The sequence below is a fragment of the Carboxydothermus islandicus genome, from assembly GCF_001950325.1.
In the GTDB taxonomy this organism is placed as follows: domain Bacteria; phylum Bacillota; class Z-2901; order Carboxydothermales; family Carboxydothermaceae; genus Carboxydothermus; species Carboxydothermus islandicus.
In genome coordinates this window covers 1-21,506 of record NZ_BDJL01000010.1, presented here as the reverse complement: position 1 = coordinate 21,506, position 21,506 = coordinate 1, and the positions used below count along the sequence as shown (strand labels likewise).

The 21,506-nt window shown below is 40.4% G+C and carries 21 protein-coding genes, 1 pseudogene and 3 riboswitches; of the genes and pseudogenes, 17 read left to right on the top strand and 5 right to left on the bottom strand.

Translation table 11 applies throughout. The annotated features are described in order from the left end of the window. Positions 1-8: 8 nt before the first annotated feature. Entirely contained in the window at positions 9-740 is a 732-nt protein-coding gene (tatC, locus tag ciss_RS02710) for a twin-arginine translocase subunit TatC (RefSeq protein ID WP_075864781.1), read from the bottom strand. Beyond that, entirely contained in the window at positions 740-1,210 is a 471-nt protein-coding gene (locus ciss_RS02705; RefSeq protein ID WP_077177405.1) for a peroxiredoxin, read from the bottom strand. The genes tatC and ciss_RS02705 overlap by 1 nt, the downstream gene beginning before the upstream one ends. A gap of 73 nt (positions 1,211-1,283) precedes the next feature. Between ciss_RS02705 and ciss_RS02700 the strand changes: the two genes are divergently transcribed. From ciss_RS02700 to ciss_RS02670, 7 genes are read left to right on the top strand one after another with little or no spacing between them, the layout of a single operon-like run. Beyond that, positions 1,284-2,351, top strand: coding sequence for an amidohydrolase family protein (locus ciss_RS02700; protein WP_075864780.1), 1,068 nt, complete (start codon positions 1,284-1,286; stop codon positions 2,349-2,351). Between the two features lie 36 nt (positions 2,352-2,387). After that, on the top strand, positions 2,388-2,585 hold the full coding sequence (locus ciss_RS02695) for a twin-arginine translocase TatA/TatE family subunit (RefSeq protein ID WP_075864779.1): 198 nt from the start codon (positions 2,388-2,390) through the stop codon (positions 2,583-2,585). After that, on the top strand, positions 2,586-3,179 hold the full coding sequence (mobA, locus tag ciss_RS02690) for a molybdenum cofactor guanylyltransferase (RefSeq protein WP_075864778.1): 594 nt from the start codon (positions 2,586-2,588) through the stop codon (positions 3,177-3,179). It abuts the gene before it with no gap. 4 nt (positions 3,180-3,183) lie between these two features. Continuing rightward, on the top strand, positions 3,184-4,443 hold the full coding sequence (locus ciss_RS02685; RefSeq protein WP_075864777.1) for a molybdopterin molybdotransferase MoeA: 1,260 nt from the start codon (positions 3,184-3,186) through the stop codon (positions 4,441-4,443). After that, positions 4,409-4,900: a molybdopterin-guanine dinucleotide biosynthesis protein B gene (gene mobB, locus ciss_RS02680; RefSeq protein WP_075864776.1), complete on the top strand. Its 492-nt coding sequence runs from the start codon at positions 4,409-4,411 to the stop codon at positions 4,898-4,900. Before ciss_RS02685 ends, mobB begins: the two co-directional genes overlap by 35 nt. Continuing rightward, positions 4,897-5,946, top strand: coding sequence for a 4Fe-4S dicluster domain-containing protein (locus ciss_RS02675; protein WP_075864775.1), 1,050 nt, complete (start codon positions 4,897-4,899; stop codon positions 5,944-5,946). Before mobB ends, ciss_RS02675 begins: the two co-directional genes overlap by 4 nt. Before the next feature lie 5 nt (positions 5,947-5,951). Beyond that, complete coding sequence (locus tag ciss_RS02670) at positions 5,952-6,140, top strand: twin-arginine translocase TatA/TatE family subunit (RefSeq protein WP_075864774.1); 189 nt, start codon at positions 5,952-5,954, stop codon at positions 6,138-6,140. 79 nt (positions 6,141-6,219) lie between these two features. Next, a riboswitch (cobalamin riboswitch) is annotated at positions 6,220-6,406 on the top strand. 182 nt (positions 6,407-6,588) lie between these two features. Here ciss_RS02670 and ciss_RS02665 read toward each other — a convergent pair. From ciss_RS02665 to ciss_RS02655, 3 genes are read right to left on the bottom strand one after another with little or no spacing between them, the layout of a single operon-like run. Next, on the bottom strand, positions 6,589-7,710 hold the full coding sequence (locus ciss_RS02665; RefSeq protein ID WP_075864773.1) for an ABC transporter permease: 1,122 nt from the start codon (positions 7,708-7,710) through the stop codon (positions 6,589-6,591). Then, on the bottom strand, positions 7,707-8,492 hold the full coding sequence (locus ciss_RS02660) for an ABC transporter ATP-binding protein (RefSeq protein ID WP_075864772.1): 786 nt from the start codon (positions 8,490-8,492) through the stop codon (positions 7,707-7,709). The genes ciss_RS02665 and ciss_RS02660 overlap by 4 nt, the downstream gene beginning before the upstream one ends. A gap of 12 nt (positions 8,493-8,504) precedes the next feature. Further along, positions 8,505-9,254 (bottom strand): efflux RND transporter periplasmic adaptor subunit, encoded by a 750-nt coding sequence (locus tag ciss_RS02655; protein ID WP_075864771.1) that lies wholly within the window; start codon positions 9,252-9,254, stop codon positions 8,505-8,507. Positions 9,255-9,566: 312 nt separating this feature from the next. Between ciss_RS02655 and ciss_RS02650 the strand changes: the two genes are divergently transcribed. The 10 genes and pseudogenes from ciss_RS02650 to ciss_RS02600 all read left to right on the top strand — a co-directional run bounded on the left by ciss_RS02650 (position 9,567) and on the right by ciss_RS02600 (position 21,425). Further along, positions 9,567-10,253 (top strand): HD domain-containing protein, encoded by a 687-nt coding sequence (locus ciss_RS02650; protein WP_075864770.1) that lies wholly within the window; start codon positions 9,567-9,569, stop codon positions 10,251-10,253. A 70-nt stretch (positions 10,254-10,323) separates the two neighbouring features. Next, positions 10,324-11,823: a YjjI family glycine radical enzyme gene (locus ciss_RS02645; RefSeq protein WP_075864769.1), complete on the top strand. Its 1,500-nt coding sequence runs from the start codon at positions 10,324-10,326 to the stop codon at positions 11,821-11,823. After that, positions 11,804-12,649 carry a YjjW family glycine radical enzyme activase gene (locus tag ciss_RS02640; RefSeq protein WP_075864768.1) on the top strand — a complete coding sequence of 282 codons (846 nt, stop codon included), beginning with the start codon at positions 11,804-11,806 and terminating at the stop codon, positions 12,647-12,649. The genes ciss_RS02645 and ciss_RS02640 overlap by 20 nt, the downstream gene beginning before the upstream one ends. Positions 12,650-12,729: 80 nt before the next feature. Beyond that, positions 12,730-12,814: riboswitch (cyclic di-GMP riboswitch) on the top strand. A gap of 71 nt (positions 12,815-12,885) precedes the next feature. Then, a complete protein-coding gene (locus ciss_RS13245) occupies positions 12,886-13,755 on the top strand; it encodes a hypothetical protein (protein ID WP_075864767.1) in 870 nt (289 codons plus the stop codon). A gap of 290 nt (positions 13,756-14,045) precedes the next feature. After that, entirely contained in the window at positions 14,046-16,052 is a 2,007-nt protein-coding gene (locus ciss_RS02630) for a diguanylate cyclase (protein ID WP_075864766.1), read from the top strand. 272 nt (positions 16,053-16,324) lie between these two features. Then, positions 16,325-16,409, top strand: a riboswitch (cyclic di-GMP riboswitch). Positions 16,410-17,116: 707 nt separating this feature from the next. Continuing rightward, positions 17,117-17,911, top strand: a pseudogene (locus tag ciss_RS13905) (methyl-accepting chemotaxis protein); the annotation flags it as partial. A gap of 405 nt (positions 17,912-18,316) precedes the next feature. Continuing rightward, a complete protein-coding gene (locus tag ciss_RS02615) occupies positions 18,317-18,736 on the top strand; it encodes a bacteriohemerythrin (RefSeq protein ID WP_075864765.1) in 420 nt (139 codons plus the stop codon). Next, the gene (locus ciss_RS02610) at positions 18,736-19,212 is read left to right on the top strand and encodes a chemotaxis protein CheX (protein ID WP_075864764.1); all 477 of its coding nucleotides are present in this window, start codon (positions 18,736-18,738) and stop codon (positions 19,210-19,212) included. The genes ciss_RS02615 and ciss_RS02610 overlap by 1 nt, the downstream gene beginning before the upstream one ends. A 245-nt stretch (positions 19,213-19,457) precedes the next feature. Then, entirely contained in the window at positions 19,458-20,885 is a 1,428-nt protein-coding gene (locus ciss_RS02605) for an HD domain-containing phosphohydrolase (protein WP_075864763.1), read from the top strand. Between the two features lie 81 nt (positions 20,886-20,966). After that, positions 20,967-21,425: a cache domain-containing protein gene (locus ciss_RS02600; protein WP_075864762.1), complete on the top strand. Its 459-nt coding sequence runs from the start codon at positions 20,967-20,969 to the stop codon at positions 21,423-21,425. Positions 21,426-21,506: the final 81 nt, after the last annotated feature.

The following is a 21,506-nucleotide window of genomic DNA, read 5'->3' as shown; positions in this document are numbered from 1 at the left end:
TCGCCCTCTTACTTGCGTTCTCCGGAAAATTCTTTTGGTTTTATAAATTTTGCGATAAATATACTTACTTCATAGAGGATTAAAAGGGGAGCTGCCATTAAGAGCTGGCTAATGACATCGGGACCGGGAGTCAGGGCGGCGGCTAAGATAAATACCACCAGTAAGGCGTATTTCCGGTTTTTTACCAAGAATTCATGGGAGATAATATTTAGCTTGGCCAGGATATAAACAACTACCGGCAGCTCAAAAACCAGACCAAAAGGTATCAAAAAATTTAAAGCAAAAGAGATATACTTACCGATAGTTATCATCGGACTCATAATATCGCCGCCAAATTGTAGAAGAAACCGGGTAGCAATTTGAAAGACGGTAAAGAAGGCAAAAACGATTCCGGCGACGAATAAAATAATTATTACTGGAATCATCCTTAGGATAAACCTTCTTTCCGCCGGTTTCAATCCGGGAGCGACAAAACTCCAGACTTGCCATAAAATTATCGGGGAGGCAAGTATAATTCCCAGTATTATGGCAATTTTCAGTTTTGTCATAAATGCTTCGGTAACATTGATAAAAACTAATTTCATATTAAGAGCAGTAACCGGCTGGAGTAAGATATTTAGAAAATAATCGACGTAATTATAAGCAATTATTGAGCCAATAACTATGGCAATAACGCTAATAATAATTACTTTCCGTAAAGCTTCCAGGTGTTCAAACAACGTCATCGGTTTATCTTCCATTACGATTCCTCCACCTGCTGTAAAAACTTTAGGATTTCTTCGGCATGACCATCAACCTTGACATTGCGGTAAATTTGAAGGATCGTCCGGTCAGGAGCTATAACAAAAGTAGAACGTTCAATCCCCAGCGCACTTTTACCGTACATTTTCTTTTCTTTTAAAACACCATAGCTTTCCAAAACTTCACCGGTTGGGTCCGATAAAAGCTCAAAGGGTAAGTTGTATTTTGCTTTAAAATTCAAATGGGATTTAATGGGGTCTTTGTTTAAACCTAAAATTACGGCATTTTTGGCGGTAAAGCTTTCATAATGGTCGCGAAACGCAACCGCTTCTTTGGTTCAGGCCGAAGTATTATCTTTGGGGTAAAAGTATAAAACAATAATTTTACCGGAGAAATCTTTTAAGCTTAAATTTTTTCCCGCAGTTGAAGGCAGGGAAAACTCCGGAGCTAAATCGCCGATTTGAAGCATACTGATGCCTCCCTTTGTTAAGTCATTATCAATTATATAAAAAATTTATTTTCTTAAAAAGGGGAGATGGGGGTTGTATTTAAAAGTTTTTGATTTTAGCGGTAAAACATTTAGAGTTTTGCCCTGGGGTTATTTTGCTGATGGTCAAATTAAGCAGGGGGTAATTACCGTTAACAACGGAATAATATCTTCTTTTGAACAAACAGGCGAGGCGGATTTAAAAGTACCATATTACTTCTATCCGGTATTAGCCGATGGACATCTCCACTTAAACTTAATGGATAATAGTGAGCTTACTCTTCCGGAAATTATGGCAAAATTAACCGGTAACGGTATCCTTGGTTTTCGGGAGTGCGGGGATAGGAGTGAATTCTGGAAAACGGCTAAAGACCAGTGCTCGTACGTAAAAGGTGTATTTTGCGGCAATGGTCTTTACAAAGAAGGTTATTACGGCCGAATTGCCGGAATTGCCGTGAAAGATATCAGGGATGCTCTGAGGGAAATTTCTCGCCTTTACGAAGAAGGGGCAAAGTTTATAAAAGTATTTGTGACCGGATTGGTGAGTTTAAAGGAAAAGGGTAAAGTAGGGGCTACGGGATTTAGTCTTGAGGAATTAAAAGAAATTGTCGATACTGCCCATAAGCTGGGGCTAATGGTTTCTGCCCATGCCAATGGTCCCGAAGGAATTGAAACAAGTATTGAAGCCGGGGTCGATACCCTTGAACATGGCTATTACATAACTGATGAGCTTCTTATAAAAATGCGGGATGCCGGTACCTGGTGGGTTCCAACGGTGGCAGCAATTCGGAACCAGATGTACCGGGAAGAATTGAGTCCGACTGAACGAGAAAATGCATATTTTGTATATAAAGAGCAACTTTTTATGGTAAAGAGAGCCTTTGAACTGGGGGTAAAGCTCGGGCTCGGTACCGATAGCGGTACGTCGTTTTTAGCTTTTGGCGAAGCGGTCTGGGAAGAGATGGAGCTTTATTTAAAAGCGGGGATTCCTCCAGGAGAAGTAATCAAAATAGCCGGAGAAAATAATTTTCAGATGATGGGCATATCTGGTTTTTCTGGAATCAAGCCTGGAAATTTTGCTAAATTTATAGGGCTTAAAATTCCCTTTGGCGATGAGGTATAATAAAAGAAAATACCAGGCAAAAGAGGGTGGAAAATTATGTTTAACAGTATTGGCGTTCAAGAGTTAGTAGTTATTTTAATCATCGCTCTTGTTATTTTTGGTCCCTCAAAGCTTCCGGAGCTTGGTCGGGCGTTAGGCCGCGGTATTCGGGAGTTTAAAAAAGCAACGACCGAAATTGAAGAAAGCATAACCAAGGAAGTAAAAGCAGTTAGCGATAATATCAAGGAGGGTTAAATGCAAAATTTAACTGTTGCCATTTTGGCCGGGGGTAAAAGTTCGCGCATGGGGCAAAACAAAGCCCTCTTACCTTTGGGTCCAATGAAGATTATTGAGCATCTGGTGACCAATTTAAGACCTATTGCTTCCGAGCTTTTGCTTATAGCGAACACCGATGAATATGCTTTTTTAAATCTTCCGGTTTATCGGGACCGTTTTCCCGGCCAGGGACCGCTGGCGGGAATTGAAACGGCTTTAAGGTTTGCGGTTAACGAAAAAGTGTATATTACCGCATGTGATTTACCGCTATTACCTGCTGAAATCCCTATGTTTTTAGCTGAAAACACTGAAGATAATGATGTAACGGTCCTGGCTTATAAGGGAAAAATTGAACCGTTAATTGGCATTTACCGAAAAAGTATTTATCCGGTGGTGGAAAAACATTTAATTCTTCAGAAAAATAAAATAATAGATTTTTATCCTCAGGTAAAGGTAAGGATAATTAATTTTGAACAACTTCCCGAGAATTTGCAGCGGGAAGAATTTCTTTTAAATGTTAATACCCCGGCAGATTATGAAAAACTGTTAAAAATTTTCGGTTTAAAGGAGTAGTTCCATGGAGACCAATGTAGCTTTAGAAAAAGCTTTAAATATGCTTTTGGCTTACGTTCCTAAACCCGGAACGGAAATTGTGGAAATTTTAAAAAGCCAGAACCGGGTGCTGGCAGAAGACGTTTTAGCCGACATTATGGTGCCACCTTTTTCCCGTTCGCCCCTGGATGGTTTTGCTTTTAGAAGTAGTGATTCTCCAAGGGAGAAAGGGCAAAAAGTTAAGCTTAAAATTGTCGACTATCTGCCGGCGGGAGTGCCGGCTACAAGGCCGGTAAATTCCGGTGAAGCGGTAAAACTTATGACCGGGGCCATGATTCCCGAAGGAGCCGATGCGGTAGTTAAATTTGAAGATGTGGTGGAAGAAGACGGCTATGTAATTATCGATTTTCCGGTAAAGCCAGAGACAAATATCGTTAAAAAAGGGGAAGATTTTATACCCGGTGACGTAATCATTGAAAAAGACCGGGTAATTAATGCCAATGCTATTTCTCTTCTGGCGTTAGCTGGAAAAAAGGAAGTGTTGGTTTATAAAATACCTAAAGTTTATATTATTTGTACGGGCAGTGAGCTGGTGGATATTGAACAAATTCCCGGTCCTGGGAAAATTCGCAATACCAATTTATACAGCATCGGGGCACTGGTGGTGAGGTCCGGAGGAGAGCCTATTCTGGGTCAAATTGTCAACGATGATTTGAACTTAATTGCCCGGGAAATAAAAAGGGGGCTTGAAGTAGCTGACTTAGTTCTTACCACCGGGGGAGCATCGGTGGGGGAATATGACCTGATAATTAAGGCCCTGGAAAGTATCGGTGCCGAAATTTTATTCTGGAAAACCGATTTTAAACCCGGTACACCGGTGATTGGGGCAGTAGCTAATGGGAAAATAGTTATTGGTTTATCGGGAAATCCCCAGGCAGCTATGACTTCTTTCGAACTAATTGCTTACCCCGTGATCAGAAAATTAACCGGTCGGCAAAATATTTACCATGCCCGGGTGAAAGCATTTTTGGACCACCCCTTTGATAAAACCCGGGGGCAACGGCGTTTTGCCCGGGGCTATTGTTACTTAAAAGAAGGGGAGTTTAGGGTAAAAATCTTACCCTGGCTTTCCCCGGGCTCGTTAAAAGGGGTTTTAAACTCCAACGCTCTGGTGGAAATCCCCAAAAATTGCCCGCCCTTAAAAACCAATGATCCGGTAAATATTGTTTTAATTGAAGGAGGAAGCTTAAGTGCCTTTGATACTCCAGATAGTGGGTTATTCTAATTCCGGCAAAACTACCGTGGCAGAAAAGTTAGTACAGCTCTTTACCCGGCATGGGTTCAAAGTTGGGGTTGTAAAACACGATGTTCACGGCTTTGAAGTGGACCAACCGGGAAAAGATACTTATCGCTACCGGCAGGCGGGCGGGGTGAAGGTAGGTATTCTTGGGCCTGGAAAAGCAGCCTTTATGGTGGAAAGGGAAGTGCTACTCGAAGAAGTTTTTGAATTTTACCGGGATATGGATCTTATCTTAGTGGAAGGTTTTAAAAACCGGCCTTTTCCCCGGATAGAGGTAATTAGAAGTGAAATTTACCAGGAGCCTTTTTCCCCCCCGGAACTTCTGGTGGCGGTGGTTAGTGATTTAAATTTAGAGGTAGACTGTCCGGTATTTGGTTTCGGGGAGATCGATAACTTATTCCAGTTTTTGCTTAAGTACTTTGAAAAGGGCGGAGGAGTATGAGTGACTTTTTTGAATTTTTAAATTCCGGGAAGGCGGAAATTGCGCCTTCCTTTTGTTTGGAACACCGGTATTTACCTTTTAAATGTGGCAAATGCGTAGCGGTCTGTCCGTCAAAAGCTATTTTTAAAGACGGTGAAAAAATTGCCATAAAAAAAGAGGACTGTGTAAACTGTGGCTTTTGTAAAGCGGTATGTCCAACGGGAGCCATAAGTTTTGGTGGGGTTACTCCGTTAAAAGAAATTGCTGAGGTGAAGGACGAGGGGCATGTTGGTTGTACCTTAAATTCGGCCAATACCGGGAAAGTAAACCTTCCCTGTTACGGTTTTTTAGATGCCGGAGAAATAGCAATTCTTGCGGCGGCAGGAAAGAAACTGAATTTTTACCTGGAAAATTGCAATACCTGCCAGTATCAAAAGGGGAAGGAGCTTTTTTTAAATCACCTTAAGGAAGCCGAAACTAAGCTTGGCAGTCTTCCGGGAATTACCATACGCCAAAAGGGCCGTCCACCAAAGGATTTTTCCCGACGGGAGTTTTTTAGTTTTTTCCGGGATAAACTAAAAACTACTGCGGCAACTTTTCTTTTAAAAGAGGATGATGACCCAAATGATATCTTTGCCAAGCGTGTACCTTTAAAACACCGCTATCTTTTAAAGGCGGTAGAACTTCTCCAGGGGAAAATTAACGGGGAGTTGGAAATTGGTCGAGGTCTTAAAGCCTGTGGGGAATGTAATGGTTGCGGGGTTTGCGAGCGGCTTTGTCCAACCGGAGCTCTAAGTTTAAAAGAGGGAGAGTTAACCTTTAAAGTTCATCTTTGTATAAACTGTAGTCTTTGTGTGGAAAGTTGTCCCCAAAAAATTTTAAAATATGATGGTAAAATTACCGTAAATGATGTATATTTAAAGAAAGAACAGGTTTTAGCAAAGGTTTTAACCAAAACCTGTGCAAAATGCGGGAAAATCTTTACTCCGGTAAATAATGAAGAGTTATGCCTTAATTGTTACATTACCGAAGGATTAAAAACGGAGAATTTATTTGAAGGAGGCTAAAAAACATGCTTGGCGGTTTTGGCTGGCAAGAACTTTTGATAGTTTTAGTAATAGCCCTGGTTATTTTTGGTCCCTCTAAGCTCCCGGAACTCGGCAAAGCCTTTGGCCAGACGGTAAAAGAGTTTCGTAAAGGTGCCAAGGAAATACAGGAAGAAATTGCTTTAGAAGAGAAGAAAGAAGAACAAAAAGCGTAATGGAGGTAGGTGTTTGGTGGTAGGTGTTAGGTAAGAAAACACTCACCACCTACGACATACTACCGACCACGGCTAAAAACTTCACATCCCCAAAATGGGTGCCTAAAAGGCTTAATAGGGAAGTCCGAGCCTGAATTACAGGTAACGGCGCGGTCCCGCCACTGTAAACGGGGAGCTTTTCTTGTTAACCACTATCCTGAAGGGATGGGAAGGGAAGAAAAGCTATGATCTGTAGCCAGGAGACCTGCCCTGAGGGTTAGGCTTTATTCCTTGCGCGGACAGGGAAGAAGCGGCTAACTGTTGGATTAAAGCCCTTCTCTTGTTCGGAGAAGGGCTTTTTCCATTTGGTTTATATCTTTATTTCTAATACCGTTTAAGCCCGTTGTACCCTGGCTATGCCGGGGAATTTTTTTGAAAATGGTCACTGGCAGAACCGTCACTAACGGTACTATTCTAAGCGTTTTTTGAACCTGAGAGATGCTGCTACCAGCAAAAATACCCCTAATACCGTTAAGGCTATAGCCTGGTTTTGCAGTTCTAACAGGCCGGCCCCCCGGATAATAATGCCCCGTAAGATTTCCAGGAAATAGGTAAGGGGGATAGCATAGCCGAGATACTGGATAATTTTCGGCATAGCTTCCCGGGGAAACATAAAGCCGGAAAGCAAGATGCTGGGCAGAAGAAAAACTATGGTCATCTGCATGGCTTGCAGCTGAGTCCTGGCTACTGTCGAGATTAAAATGCCGATAGCCAGTGCTACTGCTACAAAGCAGAGGGCTAAGGCAAAAAGGGTTAAGGTATCTCCCTGCATAGGGACGGAAAACCAGTTGATTCCAAAGTAAAAGGCTATCGTAAAGGATAAAAAACCAATTAATACATAAGGGACAAGCTTTCCTAAAATTAACTCAAAAGAAGTTACCGGAGTTACAATAAGCTGCTCGATAGTTCCCCGCTCTTTTTCCCGTACTAAAGCAAAAGCAGTTAAAAGGACCGTAAGGTTTTGCATAACAAGCCCAATTAAACCCGGAATGGTGAAAATTTGACTTCTAATTTTCGGGTTGTAGCGAACCTCCGCCCGGATGAGGGATATCGAATTTTTGGCTATTTGCGGATATTTTTTGGCTAAAATTTCTCTGGTGTAGTTTTGACCCACCAGAACCCCTGATGATAAAGCGGGGCGGGCTATTGAAGGGTCCGAGCCATCCACGATATACTTTACCTCGGGTATTTGGCCCCGGTTGAGTTTTTCGGTATAATCGGGCGGAATGATTAGACCTGCTTTAATTTTGCCCTTTTTAAAAAGAGAATTTAATTCAGCGGTCGTATTTACAGGATAATCAAGATTAAAATAATTGGACGCTCTAAACTTTGCCAGAAGTTCGCGGCTTTCCGGCGTGCGGGAAAGATCTAAATAAGCGGTAGCGATGTGGTCAACATCGGTGGAGACTGCATAACCAAACAGTAAAAGCATCATTACCGGCATGATAAGGGCAATGGCCATACTGGGTTTATCCCGCTTTAACTGGAGGAACTCTTTTTTAACTATAGCCCAAAACCGTTTAGGATTCATGCAGGTTTCCCTCCAATAAATTTTTCCAGGTCTTTAAAATCGTACACTTTTTTCCCGGTAGTCCTTTCCACATATTCAATAAAGACATCTTCTAAGCTGTCTTTCCCTTCTTTAGCCATTAATTCTGCTGGCGTGCCGAAAGAAACTAATTTCCCGTTAAAAATAAAACCAACGATATCACAAATTTCCGCTTCATCCATGTAGTGGGTGGTAACCAGCACCGAAATACCTGTTGCACATAACTTTTTAATAATTTCCCAGAAAATCCGGCGGGATACCGGGTCAACTCCGGCGGTGGGTTCATCTAAAATTAAAAGTTTGGGCCGGTGAATCATGGCAGCTCCTAAGGCTAAACGCTGCTTCCAGCCGCCGGAGAGGTGAGCGGTCAGGGTTTTCCGGTTTTCGGTTAAGCCCGCCATAAGAAGGATTTCTTCTTTTCGGGATTTTAAAAGCTTTGCCGGTAAATTATAGATTCGACCAAAAAAATCAAGGTTCTCTTCGACGGTTAAATCTTCATAGAGAGAAAAACGCTGGGACATGTAACCGATAAGGTTGCGTACTTCCCGGGTCTTTTTTACCACATCCATGCCGAAAATTTCAGCCCTTCCGGAAGTGGGTAGCAGAGCACCGCACAGCATCCGGATGGTGGTGGACTTACCGGAACCGTTGGGGCCTAAAAGTCCAAAAATTTTCCCGGCGGGTACTGTAAAAGAAACATTATCTACTGCAACTTTCGGGCCAAAAGTTTTGGTCAAGTTTTCGGTTAAAATTGCTACCGTCAAGCTAACCCCTCCTTAAGGCAAGGTCAGGGTTAAAAGCATCCCCGGCCGCACATCCTGATAATCTTTTGTTAGCTCAATTTTTACTAAATAAGAAATTTCACTCTGGTCTTCCCGGGTTTCGGCGGGTTTCGGGGTAAATTCACCTTTCGGGGAAATATAAACCACCTTTCCGGTAGGAGCCATCTTGAGATTTTCATTCATAACACATACCGTATCCCCGAGTTTAATCCGGTTTAAATACTTTTCGGGGATATAATATTTAACATAGATTTTGTTTAAATCGATTATGGTGGCAACGGTGGTTCCGGGATTGACAAACTCACCGGGTTTTAAGGGAATTGTCAAAACTGTACCCCTTACCGGAGAGGAAATTTTAGCCTTTTCTAATTGAATTTTCGCTAAATCCACCTGGGTTTGGGCAAGTTTTATCCCTGCCTTTGCCTGGTCTTCGAGGTTCTGACTTTTGCCTTCCACTTGCTCGTATTTTAACCGGGCTAATTCTAAATTTGCTTTGGCCGTTTCTAACTGGTTTTTTAGTAAGGAATCGTCAAGGGTAACTAATATTTGACCTTTTTTTACTTCATCCCCTTCTTTAACATAGACATCATTAACTTTTCCGGCTATTTCTGCTTTTACTTCATACTGGTCGGTTTCCGCGATGCCGTCAAAGGAAGGGGGAGTGTTTTTGGTGCTATTAAGGCTGCACCCACCTGCTAAGAGACTAAATATTAAAATCATAATTATTAAAGATTTTTTGGCCATAGCCATCCTCCCTTTTTACTTTTTAAGTATAGTAGTATTAAACAAAAACGTTTTAATTTCCTTTTAAAAAATTAAAATGTGGGAAAATATTTTAATAAAACCGAATTAAATGTAACTTTAAACTTTTGTCTTGGTCATGATATTCCTTTTACCAGGGAAAGTCAAGCACCAATCCTACTTAATTTATGAAAGACCGGGTATAGGGGCAGAATCTCTCAAAGGTTCTGGGAAAAACTATAGAAGGTTAAAATTTTTCTTGTCGATCACCTCCCGGCTTTGCTATAATCAAAAAAAGTGCCGGGGGTGCTTATAATGAATGGCCCCGCTCAGATTTATTTAAACTGTAAATTTTGGCCGAAAGAAACTGCCTTAGCTGGTAAAAATACCGGTATGGCAGTTTCTGTGTTTTTTCGGGAAGAGCAATTTAGCCAAAATCCTGTGAAGGGTTTGTTAGCATTACATCAACAAGGCCTTCTCTTTAAAGCCCTACCGGAGTTATCTCACCTGGTAGGCCTGCCGCAAAATCCCGAACGCCACCGCCTTTGTGCCTGGGGGCATACTTTAAGGGTCCTGGAGGAGCTTCCCGAGAAGGATTTAGAATTAACCCTGGCCGCTCTTCTTCATGATGTTGGTAAAGGCCTACCAGGGGTGCGAACGTACAAAAACGGCTATCCCAACGATTTTGGCCACGCCGAACGGGGAGCTCTAATGACCCGGGGTATATTAAAACGCTTCAATTTTTCCCGGGAATTTATTGATCGAACCACCTGGCTTATCTACCACCATATGTCCGTACCTTATGAAATTGAAAAAGTAGAACCCTGGCTCAAAAAGCTCGGGAGAGCTTTACCGCCCTTCGAGCTTTACTTGCGAGTACAAAAATTAATCACCTTAAAAGAAGCGGATAAACGGTCAGACAACATCGGTGCCGAAAAGAAAATCCAGGCATTAAAAAAGGTACGAGAAGAAGTAGAGAAATTTTACCTTAAAAGTAAATAAGGATTTTGCTACAAGCGGTAAAAAGGATGGTATAATGTAATTAGAAACTTTAAGACAGGGGATAAGAGCGATGAATCGGGTTTATGAAATAATTACCGATACCTCTTTGGACTACAAAGATAAACGGCATTTATTAGCGGCGGAAGCGGAAAACTCCCTTCCTTATGTAAAGATCAGTGAAAAAGCTCAGAACTATTTTTCCGAAGGGATCTTATGTGACCTTTTTGAAGGCCATGCACCCTACCGCCCGCGTTATATTCTACCGGATTACCAAAAATTTTTGCAAAAAGGAAGCGAATACTTAAATCTTAAGCCTCCGCAGGATTTATTTGAGGCGGTAAATGCCCTTTTAATTATCTACCGCTACGTTCCCTCTATTACCGGCTATCCCGTATATCTGGGACAGGTGGATGAACTTTTAGAACCGTTTGTTTTAGCTGCCGGCGAGGAACTTTCCGAAAAACTCTTAAAAATGTTTTTAGTGCAAGTAGACCGGGTATTGCCCGATGGGTTTGTCCACATGAACATTGGGCCCAAAGATACCCGGACCGGACTATTAATTTTAAAGCTTGAGCGGCTGCTAAAGCATGCGGTACCCAACATTTCGCTAAAATATAATGAAGAAACCCCCGATAGTTTTGCCGTAGAGGCGGTTAAAACAGCCTTGGAAATTGGAAAACCGTATTTTGTCAACGACCGGGAATTAAAAGAAGACCTTGACCCTGTTTACGGAGTTGCCAGTTGTTATAATACTTTATTAATCGGTGGAGGCAGCTTTACATTAGTCCGGTTAAATTTAAAAGAAGCAGCTAAAAAAGCCAAAGATTTTCAAGACTTTATCCAAAATGTTTTACCTGATGCGGTATTGGCGCAGGCCGAGGTTATCAATGCCCGAGCAAAGTTTATTGTGGAAGAAGCGAAGTTTTTTGAAACTTCGTTCTTAGCTAAAGAAGGTTTAATTACTCCTGACCGCTTTACCTCCATGGCCGGGTATTTTGGACTGTACGAATGTATTGAGCACTTAACGGGACTGAAGCTTGGTAAGGATAAAGAAGCCCTTGATTATGCCGAACAGGTGTTAAAAACCGCCAAAGATACTTTAGAAAGTATCCCGGGAGCTTACTGCTACGGCACCGGCGGCAGGATAGGTTTTCACGCCCAGTCGGGGATTGACAGCGACATCGATGTAACGCCCGGAGTACGGATAAAATACGGTGAGGAGCCGGACATTTTTACCCAGATTAAAACCATCGGTCCACTTCATAAATATTTCAATACCGGAATTAGCGATATTTACATCTTTGACCGTACTGCCCGGGAAAATCCGGAAGGAGTTTTAAAAATAATCAAGGGGGCTTTAAAAGAAGGAATCAGAGTATTTTCTTTCAACACTTCCGATTCGGAATTTATCCGGATTACCGGTTACCTTGTAAAAAGAACCGATGTTTTAAAATACGAAAAAGGCGAGGTTTTACGGGAAGATACGGTAAAGCTTGGAGCCGCAAGTATTAAAAACAACAATACCGAAGCCAGAAAGGTAAGGATAATCGGTGAAGGGAGTAATCAATAAAATTATTGAGGTAAGCTTTATCGACGGTCCCGGAAGCCGGATGGCCATTTTTCTTCAGGGTTGCAATCTTGACTGCTTGTACTGTCACAACCCGGAAACCAAAAAATACTGCAGGAATTGTGGTGCATGTGTTGAACAGTGCCCGGCCGGAGCTTTAACAAACCTTGACGGCAAGGTAACCTGGGATAATGCGATTTGCCAGGGGTGTGACCGCTGCCTTGAGGTTTGTCCCCATTCGTCCACTCCCAAAACAACCCTCTGGAAAGCGGGGGATTTAGTAGCTTATATTTTGGAAAATGAAGTTTTTTTGGATGGGGTGACCTTTTCCGGCGGGGAATGCACCCTGCAGGCGGATTTTATCCTGGAAGTTAGCAAAAAGCTTAAAGAAAAAAGTAATCTTACGGTTTTTGTCGATACTAATTGCTTTCTGGAGGAAGAGAAATTTTTAAACCTTTGTCAAAATATCGATGGGGTTATGGCCGATTTAAAAGCTTTTGACCCGGTTTTGCACCGAAAGCTGACCGGTGTGCCCAACGAATTAATCTTTAAAAATTTCAAAACGGCGTCTCGGCTTGGAGTATTATTTGAGGTACGAACGGTATTGGTGCCCGGCTTAAACGACCATCCGCTGGAAGTAAAAAACATAGCCAGGTTTGTTGCTGACCTTAATTCTTATACATTGTTAAAACTTATACCTTTCCGTAACTTTGGTGTAAAATCTTATTTAAAAGACGTACCGAGCTTGCCTGAAGAAAAATTTTTTGAGCTATTTGAGGTTGCAACGGGAATTCTTGGTTCCCGGGTTTACGGGAAGTACATTAAGTAAAGTTTGTATTTAAATTCTTTTGCCAAATGTATTGTAGTTTTAACTTTATGTTTTATAATAGAGTAAAAAAGAGAAGATTTTACCGATAAAGGCAAACCCGGCGAAAGCCGGCGACGCAAAGCTACAGGGGCTAAGGCCGTAAGGCTATGCCAGCCAGCTGCCGAAGGTGTTAAGGAGATTATTAACCCTCCGCCTTACGGCAGGAGGGTTTAAAATTTTAAAAAGGGGGTATTTGAATGAAAAAGCTGGCAATTTTAGTTTTAACTGTATTTTTAATGGGAATTGCTTTTCCGGTACTGGCGGATACTACCACTACCGCTACCACCGATACTACTCCGGGGGTAAGTGATACTGTTTATGCCAGCACAACATCAACTGTAAGTGACATAACCTATACTACTTCAAACCCTGATGATACTACTGTAAATGACGAAACTTATCAGTCTGTACCAACATCTGGAGAAAACCGTTTACCTGTTGATTTAAATATTCTAAAAAGTTTATCTTATTACCAACTAAAACAGTTAAAAGAAGAGATTGAAGATTTGCTGGAGCAAAAAGAAGAAGAACTTTTAGAGTTTAAAGGTATTGTTACTTCTTTTGATGGACAATTTCTTACTGTAAAAGATAAAAATGAAGAAAAAACCTTTTTAGTAACCCCTGATACGGAACTTGAGGTAAAAGGCGAACTGAGTGCTGGTTATAAAGCAGAAGTAAAATACGATCCAATTAACAACGAAGCTGTAAAAGTTGAAGCAAAACCTGTAATACTGGAATTTACCGGTACGGTAATTTTATTTGATGGTAAAAATCTCACCGTTGCCCGGGGGAATGGTGAACAAAAAACCTTTGTTATTACCGAGAAAACTAAAGTTGAAGGATTAGGAAAGATTAAAGGAGAAAAAACCATAAAACCTGGTTATAAAGTAGGTGTTAAATACACCTTAACGGGAAATGCTATCGAAGTTAAGGTAATACCGGCAAAAGTTGAAAAGGAAAAAGAAAAGGAGAAAGAAAAGGAAAGAAAAAAAGAAAGTAAAAAAGAAAAAGAACAAAAATCAGAAACAAAAAAATTCGTAAAAAAGACGTACTACAAAAAAAGATAACCTTTTTAATATTAGCCGACTGGTTTACCGCCAGTCGGCTTTATTATTGCATGCGAAAGTTGCCACCAGGGGCTGGCAACGCAAACTGTTCCATTTTCGCTGTGGAATCTGTCCGGTACATTACTTGAGAGCTGACAAAATATATACAAAAGGGAAGGATTATGGTATAATTCTGAAGAATGTGTCGAAATATTGGAATATTTTTATTTATTTAAGAAGTAAAAAATATTACCGCCCCAAGAAACGTTTGGAAGCTTTTGAAGCTTGAAAAAAGGGAGGCTTGACGGGGCTTGAAGGATAAAAAAATATTAATCGTGGAAGACAGTAAATTTCAAGCAAAAACCATAGCCAATATCCTGAATAAATACGGTTATACTGTTGAAATTGCTTTAACCGGTGAAGCGGCAGTCGAAAAAGTAAGTGGTGGCTGGTACCCTGATCTCACCTTAATGGATATTGAGCTGGGAGAAGGGATGGATGGAGTACAAACAGCGCAGGCAATTCAGCAGATTAGTGAGCTGCCCGTTGTTTTTCTAACTGCGCATACTGAACCAGCAGTGGTAAAAAAAATTCGTTCTGTTACGGCCTACGGATATGTAATGAAAAGTGCTACTGAACAAGTGCTGATAACCATAGTTGAAATGGCCTTGCGGCTTTATGAGGCAAACGTCCATGCAAACATGTACTGGCAGATATTAGAGCATTCGCTAAATGAAATTTATATTTTTAACCCTGAAACATTGAGATTTCATGTGGTCAACCGTGGTGCCAGAAAAAACCTGGGATATACCTTGGAAGAATTGAACACCATGACACCCCTTGACCTTAAACCGGAATTTGACCTTAAAAGTTTCAGAGCTCTGCTTGAACCCTTGCTGAGCGGTAAGGAGGAACAAATTGTTTTTTATACTGTACACCGGCGGAAGGATGGTTCGCTATATCCCGTAGAAGTTCACCTGCAGCTTTTTGACTACCGGGGAGAAAAATTGTGCCTGGCCCTGGTTATTGATTTGACCGAAAGGAAAGCGCTGGAAGAGGAAAACAGGCGTAAAGAAGAACAGCTCCGTTTGATGTTAGAAGCCTTACCCAATCCTACATATCTCATTAACAGAGAACGACAAATAATTGCCTTAAATCAGGTGGCAAAGGAACGGGGAGCAGTAGTTGGCGATTATTGCTGGCACAGCATTCATCATTTAAAAACTATTTCTCCTGTTGAGCGTCAATTTTTTGAAAATACCGGAAAACCGCTGCCCGGTACCAAGTGTTATTTTTGCCGGGCGGATGAGGCATTAAACCGAAAGCAAAAAGAAAATTGCGAGGTAAATTTGGATGGTTTATTCTGGAATATCTGGTGGGTACCGATCGATGAAAACACCTATCTTCACTATATTATCGATGTGACAAAATATAAAAAAATGGAAGAAGAAATAAGGGAGCAAGAAGAATTTTTACGGCTTATTCTTGACAGTATGCCGGCTGGAGTTATGGTCGTTGATGCTAAAACTCACCGAATTGAAAACGTAAACCTGGAAGCTGCTGCGATGATTGGAGCATCTCCGGAAGAAATTATTGGGAAAAGCTGTTTTGAAATATTTCCGGAAAGTAAGGGATTATGTCCTATTACAGCGGTAGGTCAGGAAATGGATTGGGCGGAGCGGATTTTACATAGAGTGGATGGCTCTCAATTGCCTGTACTTAAAATCGTTAAACGACTTAAAATTAAAAGCGGCGAAAAGTTAATTGAGACTTTTATAGATCTTACGGAGCGCAAAAAGCTGGAGGAACAGCTTTACCGCTTGTCCATTACCGATTATTTAACCCAGGCTTACAACCGCCGTTATTTTACAGAAATGTTAGAACGGGAAATAGAACGTGCCAAAAGGACTAAAATGCCCTTTGCGTTAATTATGTTAGATATCGACCATTTTAAGAATGTAAATGACCGTTTTGGACATGCTGCGGGCGATTTGGTTTTAAAAAGCCTGGTAAATTTAATAAAAAACAGGATTCGGCAAACCGACTGCCTGGCCCGCTGGGGCGGCGAAGAGTTTGTGATTCTCTTACCGGATACTCCAGTGGAAAAAGCAGCAGGCTTAGCGGAAGAGTTGCGGGAGCAGTTAAGCATGCTGGAGATTCCGGGCGTAGGCCGGGTGACCGCCAGTTTTGGGGTAACTGGTTACTGTCCCGGAGATACGCTTGATACGTTATTAATGCGCGCTGACCAAATGCTGTATGCAGCCAAAGCTTCAGGAAGAAATTGTGTTCGTTTTTCCGAGAAATGTCCGGAAAGTTAAATCTTTTTTGCTGGTGCATAAACAACTTCGTGTAAACTCATGAACCGCTGTATACCGGACGGTACGTCCGGTGGTGTGAGAGGACGGGGGGCCGTACTGCACGATATCGGACGAAAGCTTTCTGGGAACAAGGATAAGAAAGAAACCCTGGTAAAATCAGGGTTTTGATTAAATATGCCAATATTAAAAAGATACAAATGGAAAATGTTATGTTATAATATTACAAAACATGTCGAAAATTTCACATGAGTTAAATCACAACAAGATTAAGCCTTTGTCAATAGCAAACCCGGCGAAAGCCGGGGGCGCAAAGCTGCAGGGGCTAAAGCCGTAAGGCTATGCCAGCCAGCTGCCAGAGGTGTGCTGAGGCTCAAAAATCCTCCGCCTTTTGGCAGGAGGATTTTAAATTTTCTTTTTTAGGTGTTTGCAAAACTAAAAAGGAGGATGGGGTTTTGAGTATAAAGAAACTTTTATTTAGCACCGGCATTACCAATATTCTTATTTTAGTAGTAATTTTTGCCTTTTTTCTTAACTATGTAACTGCAACAGATAAAGAACTTAACAAAATAATAAATGTTGAACAGGCTTTACTCCTAAATTTAAACGAGATGTATGCCCAGGGATTGCAAACGGGCCAGGCAACAAGAAATATTATTTTAAACCCTAAAGATGAAAACGCCAGGAAAAACTATGATAAAGCCCATGAAGCATTTATAAAAGCCAATGAAGAAGCAATTAAATTAGCTTCAGGTACGATGAAACAAGATCTTGAAAAAGTAAGAACTCTCTGGGAAGAAGATCACCAGCTAAAGGTCGAAGCTCAAAAGCTTGCTATCTCTGGAAAAACCGCTGAAGCCGTTACCCTACTTGCCCAGAAGGAAACGCCTAAATGGCGCGAGCTTAAAGGAATTTTATTAAAAATGACTGAAGAACAGAAAAGCTTATTTAAACAACATTTAGAAAAGCACGAGCAAAACGGGAAAAAACAAAGCAATTTGATTGGTATACTTATTTTATTCAGCATTCTCTTATCAGTGCTAACGATGATTTTAACAATAAGAAAGGTTGCAAAACCCCTCACTGATTTAACCGCCAAGGTAGATCAAATAGCTAAAGGAGACCTGAGTGTAACCATCAATTACGATAGCAAAGATGAAGTAGGAATTCTTGCTCGCAGCATGAACGTTATGGTACAGTCCTTTAGTGAAATTGCGACCCAAATAAAGGAAAAATCCACTTTACTTACTAAAGAATCGGAAAATCTTTCGGCAACTTCCGAGGAGATGGCAGCATCAGCCCAGGAGGTTGCTAAAGCAATGCAGCAGGTTTCGGCTGGAGCTTCAACGCAGGCTCAGGATTTAGCAAATATAGCAGCGTTAACTGAAAATACAGCATCCAAAGCCAATGCGGGTAAAAAAGAAATGGATAATCTCGTAAAATCCATCCAGCAAATAAAATCATCGTTTGAGTTGGTAGTTGAAAAAATAAAAACTCTTGCCGCCTCAATCATGAGTATAAGCAATGTCACCAACGCCATAACCGAGATTTCCGACCAGACGAATTTGCTGGCCTTAAATGCGGCTATTGAAGCAGCCCGGGCGGGTGAAGCCGGTAAAGGATTTGCCGTGGTAGCCGAAGAAGTCCGAAAACTTGCCGAGAAGTCCAAAAGTTCCACCGATGAAATTACAAAAATAATATTATCAGTACAAAACGATGCTAATGAAGTAATAAAGACCTCGGACAATGTTGATGCTTTTATTAAAGAACAAATTAAGGCTGTTGAATCTTCTGTATTAGCCTTTGGCGATATTTTACAGGCGGTGGACGAGATAGCAGATAAAATTCAGCAAGTAAGTGCAGTAACAGAAGAAAGTTCAGCGGCTGCTGAAGAAGTAGCGGCTACTTCCGAAGAGCTTTCAGCATCTTCCGAAGAACTGGCAGCCATTGCCCAGAATTTAAATTTAATTGCTACTAATTTAGAAAATACGATAAATCAGTTTAAGGTGTAACCAAAACAAAAAAGCAGTAACCAGAAAAAAGCTGGTTACTGCTTTTTTTGTAAGAATTTTACAAGAAAGTAACTATCACATCTATTTGCTTGCTGATTTAAATGTTGTCGGCTTGGGGATAACAAAAATATTAGCTTGCTGGTGCATAACTTTTGATTAAAAAATTTTCCTGTTATCATCGATAATGATAGCAGGAATTATTATTATTTTACCGAATAATTTAAAATATAAATAAATTAATAGGGGTGGTACGTGATGATGTGGAAAGAATCATACCGAATTGGGGTCGAAAAAATTGATGCTCAGCATCAAGAACTTTTTCACCGGGTAGATGATTTTTTGCGGGCGATAAAAGGACCAGGGGACTGGGAAGATAAAGTAGAGCAAGTTAAAAAAACTTTAGAATTTATGCAAGGATATGTCGTTGAGCATTTTGCGGATGAAGAAGCCTTTCAGCAGGAGATTAATTATCCGGATTTTGCGAAACATTATTTAATCCATGAAGAATTTAAGGCGGAAGTAGCTAAATATGCGGAAAAATTTGCAGCCAGCGGTTTTAATGAAGAGATAGCCCAGGAGTTTGGCGGTAAATTAATGGCATGGCTTATTTATCATGTGGCCATGGAAGACCAGAAAGTTGGTGCATATGTACGAAGTCAAGGAGGGAGCAACTAATGAAAGCCGAATTTGTTAATCCTTTTTTAATGGCAACCCAAGATGTTTTTGACCGCATGTTAGGATTAAGTATTGAAAAGGGAAAATTAGAATTAAAAGAAGATCTGATAGCCGGAAAAGAGGCAAATGTGTTAATCAGCATTGTTGGTTCCCTTTTAGGAGCGGTTGTCTACAGTTTCCCCAAAACAACGGCTTTAGAAATAGTGAGAATAATGTCGGGGATGGAAATTGAAGCCCTAGATATTTTTGTAACCTCAGCTTTGGGAGAAGTGGGGAATATTATTAGTGGAAATGCAGTTAGCTATTTGGAAAAAGCAAATTATCGGTGCGATATTGCGCCGCCTCAGATAATATTAGGGGAAAATAAATCAGTTTCGGTGGCTGCTCCTAAGTCTTTATTGGTACCGATTAAGACAAAAGCAGGCGATTTTGAGATTAGTATTGCCTTAAAAGAAAATCCCAATGCTCAAAGTTAGTTTTTGACCATTATCTGCTTTATTGAAATTGAAAATAAAGGAATGATTAGCTTTAATTTGATATATATAAAATATGTGAAAAACACCTCAGGGAAAACCTGGAGGTGTTTTTTTATTGCCATTTATCTATAGGAATAATTTTTTTAACAGATTAAAAAAAGAAAAAATATACAAATGTAAAATAATATATTATAATTTTGAAAAATGCAGAACAAGTCATAAAAAATTAAAAGGGTGTCGGAAAGATGATACTAAAAAACTATCAAAAAATAATTTTGTGGTGTTTGTTTTTTCTTCTCCTCATACCATCGCCCAGTTATGGCTATTTTGCCACCGGGGATAACAATTATCCTCCTCACGTTTATTTAAATGCTCAAGGCCAACCGGAAGGCTTTGACATCGAAGTTCTAAAACTCATTGGAGAAAAGGAGAAAGTTAATTTTAATATAATTTTGCAAGACTGGGATGAAGCTAGAAACTCGGTAATTAATGGGAAATATGATGTTTTAATTGGAGTAGTGAAGACTCCGGAGCGGGAAAAATACCTTGATTTTTCTGAACCTTATATGGAAAGTAAATTAGTCCTCTTTGTGCCTGTGGAAAACTATTACATTCATTCGCTTACCGATTTAAAAGACCGTCGACTTGGGGTTCAAAAAGGGGGTTTAGCGGAAGAATATTTAAAAACCCATTATTCATATTTAAACTTGTACCGATTTAACAGCCAGACTGGAGCCCTGAAGGCTTTAGCCCAAGGGACTATCGACGCGGTAGTAGGAAATTATTATACCGGCATGTACTATCTCGATAAGGAAGGATTAACGAATAAAATTAAAATTGTAGGAGAACCGCTTCTAACTTTTTCTTATTCTTTCGCTGTAAAAAAAGGAAATACTGCTCTTTTAAGTTTATTAAATAAAGGAATTAAACAGCTAAAAAGTTCGGGAGAATTGGCGAAAATACATAATAAATGGTTTGGGGAAAATCTTGTTTGGGGCAAATTTTTCTTTTATTTTTACCGGGTATTAATGGCAGTCTTAGGCTTATTATTTTTAAGCTGGCTTGTGGCCTTTTATTTACGTTTAAAAATTAATAAGGCAACAAAAGAATTATCTGAAATTAACCAAAAGCTTGGAAAAACTTATGAAAATACCATTCGGGCCATTGTCAAAGCTTTAGAAAAAAAGGAAAGCAACACCGCTATACATACATTGAGGGTCAATCGTATTGCTCAGGCGATAGGGAAAAAATTAGGACTTTCGGAACAGGAGCTAAAAATTTTAAACTGGGGAACGTTGTTACACGATATAGGAAAGTTAGGCATTGGTGATCAAATACTCTTAAAACCAGGGCCATTAACTTCGGAAGAATATGAAATCATCAAAAAACATCCGAAATATGCTTATGATATTTTACATGATATCGACTATTTAAGGGAAGCAGTTCAAATTGCCTTATACCACCACGAAAAATACGATGGTACCGGCTATCCCTACGGGTTAAAGGGGGATGAGATACCGCTTTTGGCCCGAATATGCTCGGTGGCGGATGCCTTAGAAGCAATGACCGCCGATCGTCCCTACCGTAAAGGGATGACGATTGATGCGGCAATTGAAGAAATCAAAAAACATTGCGGTACTCAATTTGACCCCGGGTGGTGGAAGTCCTTTTAGAATTAAATTTACAAGAGTTACTGCAAGAAGATGAGTCGTCAGCATAGAAAAATTATAACACCTTTTAAGGGGTGACAGAGTTTGAAGGAAAGTAATCACAGGTATCCAGGTGCATGGCAAATAAAGAATGGAAACCTTTACAAGGGTAATGTTCAGTTGAATGGTAATTACGAGATGGTTGATTACTTTAGCTCTCTTTCTGGCAATACGGCTACAATTTTTCAGGGGGATACAAGGATTTCAACGTCTGTTAAAAATGAAAATGGTGAACGTGCTGTTGGTACAAAAGTTGATCCAAAAGTTGCGGAAGCAGTTTTAAAGCAGGGCAGGGATTATTTTGGCACAGCGGATATACTCGGTAAGAAATACGTTACGGCATATAGGCCGATTAAAGATGAAAATGGAAAAATTATTGGTATGATTTATACTGGAATACCTTTATCTTCTCTTGATATCATTAAAAAAAGAATAACCTTAGAAGTAGGTCTGCCTAATTTTTTGCTGTTTAGGAAATTATGCTTTTATTCTTGCTGTGGATAACTTATGGTGATAAGGTAGAAGTATGAGGAGACGGGAGAAGAAGGAAAAGAAACAAACGATAAAAATAGTAGATATATTAAG